Here is a 13,689-nt window from a genome sequence, read left to right as displayed (position 1 = left end):
CGTTTTTCGATGGTAAGCCTTCGTAAAGCTGGAAATTAGGATAAGAATACCTAGAGCATTTAGGCTACTTCTTTTACTTGTGAAAAATAAGAAGTACCCAATAGCGCTAGGGCAACAACAATCATCGTTAAAGAACTAATTCCTTCACCAATGGCTAAATGCGCAATGGCAGCACCAATAATATTAATGGTAAATCCTGCATAAGCAAACCCTTTGAGCGTACGGGGTATAAAAGGAAGGAGTATAGCAAGTACACCTAAGATTTTAGCAATGGCCAATTCAATGCGGAAATAATCGGGATACCCTAAATAAGTAAATGCGTCTTTAAAGGTTGGGTCTGTAAAATAGCTGTAAGCGCTAAATAACATAAAAGCACTAAATAAACCAGTTGATATCCAATAGATTAATTTTTTATTCATGGTGTTTTGTTTTTGATTTGTGAGACAAAGTTAGGGCGATTGTAGGGAAGAAACGGGGAGAGTAACCGGAAGGTAAGTAGTTACCTAAAGGTAATTGGGTGGGAGGGTGAGGTGATGAGAGGGTGAGGTGATGAGAGGGTGAGGTGATGAGAGGGTGAGGTGATGAGAGGGTGAGGTGGTGAGGTGGTGAGGTGGTGAGGTGGTGAGGTGGTGAGGTGGTGAGGTGGTGAGGTGGTGAGGTGGTGAGGTGGTGAGGTGGTGAGGTGGTGAGGTGGTGAGGTGGTGAGGTGGTGAGGTGGTGAGGTGGTGAGGTGGTGAGGTGGTGAGGTGGTGGGAGGGTGAGGTGGTGGGGGGGTGAGGTGGTGGGAGGGTGAGGTGGTGAGAGGGTGAGGTGATGAGAGGGTGAGGTGATGAGAGGGTGAGGTGGTGAGAGGGTGAGGTGGTGAGGTAAATTTTCGATTAAAACAGAGTTCCTTCTTTAATTGATAAATCTTACGATTTTACAAACCTCACAAAGCACAAGCACCTTTTATTTTTACAGCCTTTTCAAACATTTGACGCTCTTTATTTGACTTGCGTTGGGGGTAAATTGTCTTTTGTAAAAATGATTTACGCTTTGAAGTAAATTGGTTTTCTATTATCTGCTATGAAAAAGATTTTCTCATAACCCATAACTCTTCTCGCTTTTTTTGCAACAATCCTCTTTAATCGATAAATCTTACGATTTTACAAACCTCACAAAACAATTGGAGAGGAGAAAGTGGAAAAGGGAGAGAAGTGATTTTTCGATTGAAACAGAGTTCCTTCTTTAATCGATAAATCTTACAACTTCACGAAAAAGCAAAAAAGCGACTTCACAAAGAACAAACCTCACAAAGCACAGACCTCACAAAAAATTCGTATCTTTACCTTTAGCACAATTGCGTACAACCATGGAGGAACAACGAGCAAACTGTAAAACAAATGTAATGGGAATCAAAGATAGCATGTCTATCTTGAGTGGAAAGTGGAAGCTCCATATACTGGGGACTTTATTGCTTCACGATAAATTGCGATTCATGGAACTTCAACGGGCTTTAGGTGATATATCAGCTAAAGTACTCAGCAAAGAATTACGAGATTTAGAACTCAATCAGTTGATTTATCGAACGGAGATTGACGGGGCAATTGTTGCGGTAGAATATGAGATTTCTCCCTTCGGAATTACCTTGACTCCCGTGATTCAATCCTTAGCAAATTGGGGGAATACCTACCGCCAAGAAATCATCCAACAGATGGAAAAAAACAAGGGTTTGAAAACGAAGTAAGCCTTCGAGAACTTATTTCAGCAGAAAAGCGTGGAAAGCGAATAAAATGTATTGTTATTATTCGCTAAAACCTGTATCTTTGCAACTCATTTTTTAAAAATAATTATGATAAAAATTACATTACCAGACGGATCAGTGAAAGAGTTTGCCTCAGGGGTAACTCCTTTCGATGTTGCTAAAAGTATAAGTGAAGGTTTAGCAAGAAATATTATTTCTGCCAACTTCAATGGTACCACCATCGAAACCACCACTGCTTTGACGACGGACGGTAGTTTAGTTTTATATTCATGGAATGATACAGAAGGGAAAAAAGCATTTTGGCATTCTTCTTCTCACGTAATGGCGCAAGCATTATTAGAATTATTCCCAGGCATTAAGTTGACAATTGGTCCAGCAATCGAAAATGGTTTCTACTATGACGTTGATTTTATGGATCACAAAGTAACGGATGCTGATTTTAAGAGAATTGAAGATAAATTTTTAGAAATAGCTAGAGGTAAACATGAGTTTACAATGCGTTCAGCTTCTAAAGCAGAGGCATTAGCTATGTATAAAAAAGAAGAAAACCCATATAAAGTTGAATTAATCGAGAACTTAGCAGATGGTACAATTACATTCTGTGATCACGATACATTCACTGACTTATGTCGTGGAGGACACATTCCAAATACAGGAATTATCAAAGCGTTTAAAATCTTATCTATTGCTGGTGCATACTGGAGAGGAGATGAGAAAAACAAACAGCTAACTCGCGTATATGGTATTTCATTCCCTAAACAAAAAGATCTAACGGATTATTTAGCTCTATTAGAAGAAGCAAAAAAACGCGATCACCGTAAGTTAGGAAAAGAATTAGAATTGTTTACATTCTCTCAAAAAGTAGGACAAGGGTTGCCTTTATGGTTGCCTAAAGGAGCTGCTTTGAGAGATCGATTGGAATATTTCTTGCGTAAAGCACAGAAAAAAGCAGGATACGAACAAGTAGTAACACCACATATCGGACAAAAAGAATTGTATGTTACTTCAGGTCACTATGCTAAATATGGAGCAGATAGTTTCCAACCTATTCATACACCAGTAGAAGGAGAAGAGTTCTTGTTAAAACCAATGAACTGCCCACATCACTGTGAAATTTACAACGCAAGACCTTGGTCATACAAAGATTTACCAAAGCGTTTTGCTGAGTTTGGAACGGTTTACCGTTATGAGCAATCAGGAGAGCTACACGGATTAACACGTGTACGTGGATTTACTCAAGATGATGCGCATATTTTCTGTACACCAGACCAATTGGATGAAGAATTCAAAAAAGTAATTGACTTGGTGCTTTATGTTTTTGGATCTTTAGGATTTGAAAACTTTACCGCTCAAGTATCTGTTCGCGATTTAAGTAATCCAGATAAATATATCGGATCTGTAGAGAACTGGGAAAAAGCAGAACAAGCGATTATTAACGCAGCACAAGATAAAGGATTAAATTACGTGATTGAGAGCGGGGAAGCTGCTTTCTACGGTCCAAAATTGGACTTCATGGTAAAGGATGCTTTAGGAAGAAGCTGGCAGTTAGGAACAATCCAAGTAGATTACAATTTACCAGAGCGTTTCGAATTAACGTATAAAGGATCTGATAATGAGTTGCATAGACCTGTGATGATTCACAGAGCACCATTTGGATCGATGGAGCGTTTTATCGCAATCTTGTTGGAGCATACAGGTGGAAATTTCCCACTTTGGTTGATGCCGGAGCAAGCTATTATACTGTCTTTGAGTGAGAAGTATGAAAAATATGCGAAAAAAGTTTTAGATTTGCTAGAAAATGACGAAATTCGCGCGGTCGTTGATAATAGAAATGAGACGATTGGTAAGAAAATTCGTGAAGCAGAGGTACAAAAATTCCCTTATATGCTGATTGTAGGAGAAGAGGAAGAGAAAAACGGTACGATTTCTGTGCGTAAACACGGAGATGCTGGAAAGTCAAATCAAACGATGAAAATTGAAGAATTTATTGCTTTTGTTCAAAAAGAAGTGAGTTCATCAATGAAACAATTTGGAGAATAAAACAAATGATGTATAACGCTTGTAGAACCAAGCATTTAAATTTTTAAAGCCATAGCAGTAAGACAAAGAGGGGGATTTAGACCTCGCGAAGAGAAGAAGGATTTGCACCGAGTAAACAACGCAATCCGTGTTCCTGAAGTTCGACTTGTCGGAGACAATGTCGAAACGGGTGTATATAAACTAGCAGACGCTTTGCGTTTAGCTGAAGAGCAAGAATTAGATTTAGTGGAGATTTCTCCCAATGCAGAACCGCCCGTTTGTAAAGTAATTGATTATAAAAAATTCCTTTACGAGCAAAAGAAGCGCGAGAAAATGTTGAAAGCTAAATCAACGCAAATTACCGTTAAGGAAATTCGTTTTGGTCCGCAAACTGATGAGCATGACTATGAGTTTAAGAAAAAGAATGCAGAAAAGTTCTTAAAAGAAGGAGCTAAATTAAAAGCATTCGTATTCTTTAAAGGTCGTTCTATCATCTACAAGGATCAAGGACAGATTTTGTTATTGAGATTAGCGCAGGATTTAGAAGAATTCGGAAAAGTAGAGTCTATGCCTGTATTGGAAGGAAAACGTATGACTATGTTTATCGCTCCTAAAAAGAAGACAAAATAATTCTCTCACTGAAAGAATTAAAAAATAGAATTAAGTAAGATAATCATAATACCTAGGAACAAAATGCCTAAAATGAAAACTAAATCTAGTGCTAAGAAGCGTTTCAAGCTAACAGGTACTGGAAGAATCAAAAGAAAACACGCTTTCAAAAGTCACATTTTGACTAAAAAATCTAAAAAGCGTAAATTAGCTTTAACTCACTCTACTTTAGTATCTAAAGCAGATGAGCACAGCATCAAAGATCAATTAAGATTAATCTAATTCTAGGAAACTAGAACTGGATTCGGTTAAATTTATTTAATAACCCTGGAGTGGCGCTTAGTAATTTAGAAGAACTTGTAAAAGTCGCCCACTACAAAAAACACTTGTAAAGAAATGGCAAGATCAGTAAACTCAGTAGCTTCAAGAGCAAGAAGAAAAAGAATTTTGAAGCAAGCCAAAGGTTACTTTGGAAGACGTAAAAACGTTTGGACAGTAGCTAAAAACGCGGTAGAAAAAGCAATGCTTTATGCTTACCGTGATAGAAAACAAAAGAAAAGAAACTTCCGTTCTCTTTGGATTATGCGTATCAACGCTGGTGCAAGATTACACGGATTAAGCTATTCTGTATTCATCGGTAAATTGAAAGCTAATAACATCGAATTGAACCGTAAAGTTCTTGCAGATTTAGCTACAAATCACCCTGAAGCTTTTGCAGCTATCGTTAATAAAGTAAAATAAGAAACGTTTGTCAAATCAGATTATTCTTACTTAATATAGTGAAAAGCCCTACTCTTGAGTAGGGCTTTTTTGTTTAGGGTTTGGACCGAAGCCTTTTTGTGAGGTAAGGGTTAAGGGTTAAGGGTTAAGGGTTAAGGGTTAAGGTGGTGAGAGGTTAGGCGATGAGACGATGAGATTCGACAGAATAAAATCTTTGTTCCCATAATTTATCTAGTTACTTGACACATTGCCATTTGCCACTACGGGATTTTACATCACACCCCCTCATCGTCTTTTTTTCCAGAATTTATCTTGTTCCTTGGCAAATTGCCATTTGCCACTACGGGATTTTACATCACACCCCCTCATCGTCTTTTTTTCCAGAATTTATCTTGTTCCTTGGCAAATTGCCATTTGCCACTACGGGATTTTACATCACACCCCTCATCGTCTTTTATACCTGATTATCAATTCAAATGGGCGAATTGCCATTCGCCCCTACGGGATTTTACATCACACCCCTCATCGTCTCACCACCTCACCAATCTCACCAATCTCACCGCCTCACCACTTCTCACCGTCTAATCTTCTCACCTCCCCACCAATCTCACCACCCCACCGTTCACCGTACCATTTTTTACTGTATATTTAGAACATAAATTAACTCATACTGCTCTACATTCATGATAGCATTTTTAGACTTACAAAAGATCAATTCACATTACGAAGAAGCCTATCTACAGCGCGTGAAACAACTGTTTCATGATGGGATATACATGCTTGGACAAGAGGTTGTTACCTTTGAAGAGCATTTTGCTGCCTATTGTGGTACTTCCTTTTGTGTAGGGGTAGGCAATGGATTAGATGCGTTGAAGTTAATTTTTGATGGCTACATCAAATTGGGTAAGCTAAGTGTAGGTGACGATGTTTTAGTCCCTGCGAATACCTATATCGCGACTATTTTAGCCTTGTTGGATTGTGGATTAAACCCCGTATTCGTAGAACCTAATTTAGATAGTTATACCTTAGATGTACATGGAATTGCGTATTCCATGACGTCCTCTACCAAAGCTGTGCTTGTTGTTCACTTATATGGACAAGTTTATGAGATGGACAAGATCAAACACTATTGCCACGATAGAGGGTTACTGCTAATTGAAGATGCGGCACAAGCGCATGGAACTACCTTAAATGGATACAAAGCAGGTGGCTTTGGTGATGCAGCAGCCTTTAGTTTTTATCCGAGTAAGAATCTAGGTTGCTTAGGAGATGGAGGAGCAATTACGACCAACCATTTGGATTTGGTAGAAGTTATTCGTGCGACTCGCAATTATGGTTCACACATCAAATATCAAAATAAGTACAAGGGATACAATTCGCGTTTGGATGAAATTCAAGCGGCCATCCTCAATTTGAAGTTACCAAATCTCGATACAGACAATCAAAAGCGACTGAAAGTGGCTTACCGCTATATGCGTGAGATTAAAAACGTCAAAATTATTTTACCTCACCTTTCGTCTGAGGCAGCACATAATTTTCATCTTTTTGTTGTTCGTGTAGCAGAACGCGAGCATTTTCAACGTTATCTATTGGAGAAAGGGATTCAAACGTTAATTCATTATCCGATTCCACCCCATCAGCAACCAGCATTAGTGGAGTTTAGTTATTTGCAATTGCCCGTAACAGAATTAATTCATCAAGAAGTGGTGAGTATACCAATTTCACCCCTTATGACAGAAGAAGAAATCACACAAGTAATACAAGCAATAAACGCATATTAATGAGTAGAGGAGTTTGGCAAAAAATAAAGAAGAGCGAGTTTACTGCGGTTACCTTATTGAATACAATAGGAATCGTTGTACGGCTGATTACGGCTTTGTTTTCTGCTAAGATACTTGCTTTGTTTGTGGGTGCCTCTGGGATGGCATATATGGGAAACTTCCGTAATATGCTAGCCTCATTAGAAGCTTTTACTTCCTTTGGATTAGCCAATGGAATTGTGCAATATGTGGCTTCCCATCGAGAGGATAAGCAGCGAATTGAGCAATTTGTGACCACTTTACTGCGCTTTATGCTTGGTATTTTATTGGCGGTTTCCTTGGGATTATTTTTAGGGCGAGAACAAATCGATCAGTATCTCTTTGCAGGGGCTTTTTCCATGCCTAAACTATTTATCTGCTTGGCTTTTGTTTTTCCTTTACAAGTGCTAAACGGAATATGGATTGCCTTTTTGACCGGATTAGCGCAGTTTAAAAAAGTTATATATCTCAATATTATAGGCAATATATCAGGATTGCTCTTAACTTTTTACCTCGTATATACCCAAGGATTAAGTGGAGCCTTGTTTGCGATGATCCTAAGCCCTGTAATTCTGTTTTTTGTTTCCCTCTTTTGGGTGAAACAAATGCTGCAATTGAAATGGCAACCGTTTGATTTTTCCTTGATCAAACCGTTGTTCTCCTATGCTGTGATGGCTTTGTTTTCTGCCGTTGTTAGTCCGTTATGCTTGTTGTGGGTACGCAAGTTGCTCATGCACAATACAGGAGTAGAACTCGCAGGTATTTGGGAGGGAATTCAACGCATATCGGGGATTTACATGTTGTTTATTACCACCTTGGCTTTTACCTATTTTTTACCCAAATTAGCAGAAGCCCAACAGTATCAAGAGAAGAAAAAAGTCATCCGACTCTACCTAACTGGTGTATTGCCGTTGTTTGCCTTGGGATTACTAGTCGTTTATTTTACGCGTAGCTGGATTATTCCCTTGGTTTTGGACGATAGCTTTAGCCCTATGATTGAGTATATGCAATGGCAATTGGTGGGTGATTTTATCAAAGGAGCTGTTCTGATTTATGGACTATTATTTTATACTGAATGTTTATTGTGGCCTTATCTCCTTTGTGAAACCTTGTTTTTTAGTTGTTTTTATGGATTGACTTACCTCTTGATTGGGCATTTCGGTATCGAAGCAGCAACTTTAGGTTATACTTTGGCGTATATAATTTACAGTTGTGTTTTAGTTGTCTATTTTTCTTGGTATTTTAGCCGTTCGGAGTCTAAACATAGCCAAGAATAAATGAAAAAATATACCATTTTTGATTGTAGTGAGATTATTGTTCCTGAAATAAGTGACGAAAGAGGAAATCTCGCTGTGATTCAAGGAGAAGTTATTCCCTTTGAAATAAAACGCGTATTTTTTATTTACGATGTTCCTCAAGATAAAAGCAGAGGAGGGCATGCACACAAAGAACAAACAACGGTGCTCTTTGCACTTAATGGAAGTTTTGAAGTGATCTTGGATGATGGCATCCAAAAGAGAAAAGTGGTGCTAAACGATCCAACAAAAGGGTTGATGTTGCAACCTGGCGTTTGGAGTGTCTTGGAAAACTTTTATCCCGGTACGATTTGTTTGACCGTTAATTCTGGGGTATATGATGAAAGCGATTATATCCGATCCTATGATGTATTCCTAGAATCTGTAGCTTTAACGCAAGAGTGCTAACCACTGTTGACCAATAGCTTGAATATCAAAAGGCAAGACTGACTTTACTGCATTGGCTTGTAGTGCATTTCGTTTAGTATCATCCAAGGCAAGTAATTCTATAGCCTCTTTTAATGCTTCAAAATTTTGATTCTCAAGGAGTAACCCATTGTAATTGGATTGAATAATTTCACTTGGACCCGTAGGACAATCAAAACTAACAACCGGTATTCCACAAGCCAAAGCCTCTAATAAAACAGTCGGAAAACCTTCTAGTCGACTGCTGTGCACAAAAAACAAAGCGTCTTTAAAAATCGGAAAAGGATTTTCTAGGAACCCAGGTAAGTGAACCGATGTTGTTAGCTGTAGGGCTTGTATTTGTTCGTCTAGTTGTTGTTTATACTGACCCGCACCTATAATAACTAAATCAATACCTTGTTGGGGTAGTACGCTTTGGGCATAGGTTTCAATTAAACGATCGAATTGCTTGATTGTCGAATCCATTCGGCCACAAGCAACTATATAGCGTTTCCCTTGAAAAGGAGAGCTGCCTTGCGCTTGCTGTTGAATAGTCTCTAGATCGATGGGATTGTACAGCGTTTGCACTTGCGTATAGTGATAGGTCGCTTTGACTTGATCCGCAATGGCTTGACTCACACAAATAATCTGTTTGGCTTTGTGATAGATGCGTTTTCCCCAAAAGGGACGCGTTGTAAAGTACCAAGGAAGATGGGAGCTGTGAACCGTTGGAATATACCAATGATCAAAGACCCAATACTGAAGTAAAACTTCAGTCAACGGTTTACTTCGCGTTCTAAAATCAATGAGATAATCGAAAGCATTGGTTTGGATGTACTGACGGAAAAGCTTAAAGCGTTTGAATTTATTGCGCAGTGAAAAATGAGGCGTTTGGAACGGCCCTAAATTGTATAATACACCTCCATACGGATAAGCAATAGCATCTAAGTTGATGATGTTGTGTACTTCAAAACCTTGTTGTTCCAAATACAAAGAGAGCGTACTGTGGATGCGTTCTGCACCACCATTTGCAAGGGTATCACCAAGTAGAGCTATTTTTATTTTCCTTTGAGACATAAAAAGATAAACGTACATTTGAGCAAATCACGGCTAAGATAATGAGAATACTTTTAATTGGAGATTATAGTGGATTACATTCTGCCTTGAAAAAAGGGCTATCCCAACACAAGGGGGTAGACGAAGTTGTGTTGATGGGAGATGGGGATAAATTCAAAGATTTTCAAGTAGATCTATCTATTCGTCCTTCTTGGACATACAGCCGATGGGGCACGTTTATTCGCAAAGCCATACACAAGATTGTTCGATGGGATATCGCTGAACTAGAAACAGGATGGAGAGCCCAACGACAGCTGAAGAAATTGAAAGATTTTGACGTCGTGCAGTTAATTAATGATCGCCCGATTCAAACAGGGGCATCTTGGGAAAGGAAACTGCTCAACCAAGTGTTTACTCAAAATAAAAAAGTATTTCTCCTTTCTTGTGGAATCGATGTACATGGTTTACAGTACTTGACTGCGCATCCAGCAGAATTATCTTTGCTCCAACCGTTGTTTACGCAACCCGATTTAAAAGCGCATTACGCCTACGTGGATGTATATCGCCAAAAAGGGGTAATCAAAACCCAACAGCTGATTGTGGAACACTGCAAGGGAATTATTGCTAGTGATCTGGATTATGTTAATCCAAACAAATTCCACCCCAAGTATGTAGGGTTGATTCCACATCCCGTAGTGTTAGAGGGGATTCAACCATTCAAGGCTAAGGAAATCAATCGCGTGTGTATTTTCTTGGGGATCAATCGCGGCAATTACTATCAAAAGGGAATTGGGTATTTTGAAGAAGCCTTAGCGCATATCCAAACAAAATATGGAAATCAAATCGAAGTAGTTATTGCAGAGCAATTGCCTTATGTTACTTATCAAAAAGCACAAGAGAAAGCACATATTGTTTTGGATCAAGTGTTTTCAAAAGATCAAGGGTACAATGCCTTAGAGGCTATGGCTAAAGGAAAAGTAGTCTGTACGGGTGCATCAGCGGATTTCTTACTTCAATATCAACTCAAGGAAGACGAGGTGTGTATTTCAGCTAAACCTGATGTTGCTTATTTAGTCGATAAATTGAGTGAGTTGATCGATAATAAGGCTGTAATAAATGAAATCGGACAACGAGCACAAGCATTTGTACAGCAGATTCACGACTGTAAAATAATTGCCAATCAGTACATGAATACATGGGAATCAAGAAACTAAAAATACTGTATATCACCACGTCTAGTACAGGCGGTGGAGGAGTAGCGCGTATACTCAGTCAAAAAACAGTAGCTTTTGTTCAATTGGGACATCAAGTGCGAATTATTAGCACAAATGACACCAGTGAGCAACCTTTTTATGTTTTTGATGCTCAGGTACAATGGCAGTTTTATTCTTCGCCTGTTCGCACAATGACCCAGATGCGACGCTATTATAATTTCGTTCAAGAACAGGGGGTTGAAGCGTTTCATCCGGATGTTATTTTTGTTTTGGACAACGGAATTAAAGGGTATTTTGCTTCCTATTTCTTACAGACGAAGGTTCCAATATACCTTGAAGTACATGGATCGCGTAATTTTTTATTGACGCCTATTCAATCGAAGGTTAAACGCATGCTCATGGATCACATTACCTTGTGGTTGAGTAACCGTTTTACGGGACTTATCGTCCTAAATGAACAGTCAAAAAAAGATTGGAAACACAGCAATATAACGGTGATACCCAATTGGATTGAACTAGAGAAAACTACACGAAATCAACCGTCATCTACAAGTCAGCAGGTTATTGCTGTTGGTCGTTTGGTTCCAGAAAAAAACTATGAAGCACTTTTGTCTATTTGGAAGCAAGTGCAGGCAGTAGAACCTGATTGGCGTTTGGTGATTTGTGGAACAGGTGCTCCTTCTTATGTTGCGCAATTAAAAGAAAATACCAATGAATCCGTAATCTGGAAAGGGGAAGTGGAAGAGGTTTATCGTGAAATAGAAGCCAGTGCGTTTCTGTTGCACACCTCTTGGATGGAGGGAATGCCTATGGCTTTTTTAGAAGCGATGTCACTAGCGGTTCCTGTTGTTGCCTTTGATGTGGATTATGGTCCTGCGGATTTGATTAATAATGGTAAGAATGGGTATCTCGTTGCATTGAATGACGAGCAAACGATGATTGATTGTTGTTTGAATCTAATGCGTCAACCTGAAATTCGAAAACAATTGGGGATGCAAGCGCAAAAAGACATGCAACAGTATGATCAATCCGTTGTATTACAGCGTTGGATTACTTTTTTAAATGCGCTCGTTTAGCTTTGTGAAAAGCTAACAATTTAAAAAGCTTGAACCCCGTCATCGACGGATTTGCTCCTAAGAGGTTGCGTTGAATACGCGTGCCTAAAAGCCAATCAATTCCCGAAAGAAGAGTTGTTAGATGCAATTGTTCTAGTTGCTTATATCGGCGACTCAGTTGTACGTCTGCTGTATTTATCTTGTTTTGATCAAGCAAACGCACCAATTCCCAACACGCTTGTTTGCTGCGTTCTAAATAGGTATGGTTGCTTTCTGTACTGTGGTGAACAACTGGATTCGGTAATCGGATAACGTCAATCTGACGTTTGGCTAAGGCCAAGAAAAATAAAGTATCTTCATATCCATAAGTCGTAATTGTTTCATCAAACTGAAGCTGCAGTACGTTTTGATTAAAAAAGAGATTGCAACAAGAGTGAAGGTGGTTGTGCTGTTCAACTGCCCGACCATAAGTTAAGCGAAGCGATTGCTGTTGACCAGCTTCAATAGGAGGATAAGTAAATCCACCTTGAAAGAATACCCCTGTTTCGCGTTGGGCAAGGTAATCTTGAATAAAAGTGGGAGAAACAGGCATAACATCTGCATCTAGGACTAAAACCCAAGGATATTGCGCTTCTTTTAGCAATCGATTACGGGTATAGGCCACGTATTGATTCACTGTATTAGTCAACCAACGAGTATGGGGTAATGCTTCAATTTGTTGCTGATGAAATACCTGAGTCGAAGCATCGTCACAAACCAACAGTTCAAAAGGGAGGTTCAAAGTAGACGCTTCTTGATGCAATCGTTCTACGAGTGGTAGAATATTGTAATTATATACCGGTATAACAATAGATAACATAGGGTGTTACGAGGTGCGGTGAATCACTTCAAAAAGAGAACCATCATCACATTTTAGTGTTTTAGCAGGATATTTCAACAAGAGGGCATAGTCATGCGTAACCATAATAATAGTACGTCCATTTTTGTTGATTTCTAACAATAATTCCATCACTTCAGCGCTTGTTTGTGGATCTAAGTTTCCAGTAGGCTCATCCGCTAAAATCAAATCAGGATCATTTAATAGTGCACGTGCAATAGCAATACGCTGTTGTTCTCCACCCGAAAGTTGGTGCGGCATTTTCTTTAAATGCGACAACATACCCACGCGCTCTAATACTTCTTCAATACGTCTGTCAATTGCTTCTTGCTCAGACCATCCGGTTGCCTTTAAAGCAAATTGTAGATTGCCGTACACATTGCGATCAGGTAGTAGTTTAAAGTCTTGAAAAACAATACCCAATGAACGACGTAAAAAAGGAATGTCTTTTTCTTTTAATTTCTTTAGATCATAGTCAACAATCGTTCCTTCTCCTTCAGTTAAGGCTAAATCAGCATAAAGCGTTTTCATGAAACTACTTTTTCCTGCTCCTGTTTTACCAATAATATAAAGGAATTCACCTTTATTCACCTCTAAGTTTACATTAGATAAAACCTGGTGTTTGTTTTGGTAAATATTTACACCTGCTAAAGATAAAATTACTCTTGACATAGTTCCGTACGAATTAAAAGGTAAAAGTACAAAAAAGACCTGATTTATGGAAGGAGAACGATGGGTTTTACACCAGAGTTTTTAAAAAAGTAACAGATCCTACTTTAAATTAGTGTAAGGAAGCAAGAAGTAGAAGGTCGAATTTCTTAGTTTAGGGTTAACTCTACTTTAAGTTATGGGTAGTACCTCATTTTGGAATGGCATTCTTTATACTTTTAACCGCT

At 38.8% G+C, this 13,689-nt stretch carries 14 protein-coding genes; 10 read left to right on the top strand and 4 right to left on the bottom strand.

The window, feature by feature from the left end; genetic code table 11:
* Positions 1-59: 59 nt before the first annotated feature.
* Positions 60-419, bottom strand: a complete 360-nt coding sequence (locus M2306_RS08565) for a DoxX family protein (RefSeq protein ID WP_259190721.1) — start codon at positions 417-419, stop codon at positions 60-62.
* Between the two features lie 932 nt (positions 420-1,351).
* On the opposite strand from M2306_RS08565, the gene M2306_RS08560 reads away from it, so the two are divergent.
* The 8 genes from M2306_RS08560 (at position 1,352) to M2306_RS08525 (ending at position 8,594) form a co-directional block, all read left to right on the top strand.
* Positions 1,352-1,726 (top strand): winged helix-turn-helix transcriptional regulator, encoded by a 375-nt coding sequence (locus M2306_RS08560; protein ID WP_230848105.1) that lies wholly within the window; start codon positions 1,352-1,354, stop codon positions 1,724-1,726.
* A gap of 105 nt (positions 1,727-1,831) precedes the next feature.
* On the top strand, positions 1,832-3,784 hold the full coding sequence (gene thrS, locus M2306_RS08555; protein WP_115089812.1) for a threonine--tRNA ligase: 1,953 nt from the start codon (positions 1,832-1,834) through the stop codon (positions 3,782-3,784).
* 102 nt (positions 3,785-3,886) lie between these two features.
* Positions 3,887-4,393 carry a translation initiation factor IF-3 gene (gene infC, locus M2306_RS08550; protein ID WP_002991325.1) on the top strand — a complete coding sequence of 169 codons (507 nt, stop codon included), beginning with the start codon at positions 3,887-3,889 and terminating at the stop codon, positions 4,391-4,393.
* A 63-nt stretch (positions 4,394-4,456) separates the two neighbouring features.
* Positions 4,457-4,654 (top strand): 50S ribosomal protein L35, encoded by a 198-nt coding sequence (rpmI, locus tag M2306_RS08545; protein WP_002991327.1) that lies wholly within the window; start codon positions 4,457-4,459, stop codon positions 4,652-4,654.
* A 114-nt stretch (positions 4,655-4,768) separates the two neighbouring features.
* Positions 4,769-5,113, top strand: coding sequence for a 50S ribosomal protein L20 (gene rplT / locus M2306_RS08540; RefSeq protein WP_002991328.1), 345 nt, complete (start codon positions 4,769-4,771; stop codon positions 5,111-5,113).
* A gap of 662 nt (positions 5,114-5,775) precedes the next feature.
* A complete protein-coding gene (locus M2306_RS08535) occupies positions 5,776-6,873 on the top strand; it encodes a DegT/DnrJ/EryC1/StrS family aminotransferase (protein ID WP_115089813.1) in 1,098 nt (365 codons plus the stop codon).
* Positions 6,873-8,168, top strand: a complete 1,296-nt coding sequence (locus M2306_RS08530) for an O-antigen translocase (RefSeq protein ID WP_259188203.1) — start codon at positions 6,873-6,875, stop codon at positions 8,166-8,168. The genes M2306_RS08535 and M2306_RS08530 overlap by 1 nt, the downstream gene beginning before the upstream one ends.
* Positions 8,169-8,594 carry a sugar 3,4-ketoisomerase gene (locus M2306_RS08525; protein ID WP_115089815.1) on the top strand — a complete coding sequence of 142 codons (426 nt, stop codon included), beginning with the start codon at positions 8,169-8,171 and terminating at the stop codon, positions 8,592-8,594.
* Here M2306_RS08525 and M2306_RS08520 read toward each other — a convergent pair.
* Entirely contained in the window at positions 8,577-9,668 is a 1,092-nt protein-coding gene (locus M2306_RS08520) for a glycosyltransferase (protein WP_259188206.1), read from the bottom strand. The genes M2306_RS08525 and M2306_RS08520 overlap by 18 nt on opposite strands.
* A 41-nt stretch (positions 9,669-9,709) precedes the next feature.
* Here M2306_RS08520 and M2306_RS08515 point away from each other — a divergent pair, with 41 nt between their 5' ends.
* Both M2306_RS08515 and M2306_RS08510 read left to right on the top strand, forming a co-directional pair.
* Positions 9,710-10,861, top strand: a complete 1,152-nt coding sequence (locus M2306_RS08515) for a glycosyltransferase (RefSeq protein ID WP_259188208.1) — start codon at positions 9,710-9,712, stop codon at positions 10,859-10,861.
* Entirely contained in the window at positions 10,843-11,937 is a 1,095-nt protein-coding gene (locus tag M2306_RS08510; RefSeq protein ID WP_259188210.1) for a glycosyltransferase, read from the top strand. The genes M2306_RS08515 and M2306_RS08510 overlap by 19 nt, the downstream gene beginning before the upstream one ends.
* Here the strand turns inward: M2306_RS08510 and M2306_RS08505 are convergent.
* Together M2306_RS08505 and M2306_RS08500 are read right to left on the bottom strand one after the other, a co-directional pair.
* Entirely contained in the window at positions 11,912-12,775 is an 864-nt protein-coding gene (locus M2306_RS08505) for a glycosyltransferase family 2 protein (protein ID WP_259188212.1), read from the bottom strand. The genes M2306_RS08510 and M2306_RS08505 overlap by 26 nt on opposite strands.
* Positions 12,776-12,781: 6 nt before the next feature.
* Complete coding sequence (locus M2306_RS08500; protein WP_060873087.1) at positions 12,782-13,465, bottom strand: cell division ATP-binding protein FtsE; 684 nt, start codon at positions 13,463-13,465, stop codon at positions 12,782-12,784.
* Positions 13,466-13,689 lie beyond the last annotated feature (224 nt).

Source organism: Myroides gitamensis, assembly GCF_029894455.1.
GTDB lineage: Bacteria > Bacteroidota > Bacteroidia > Flavobacteriales > Flavobacteriaceae > Flavobacterium > Flavobacterium odoratum.
The sequence above is the reverse complement of the archived record's forward strand: the minus strand, read 5'-3'. Positions and strand labels throughout refer to the sequence as shown.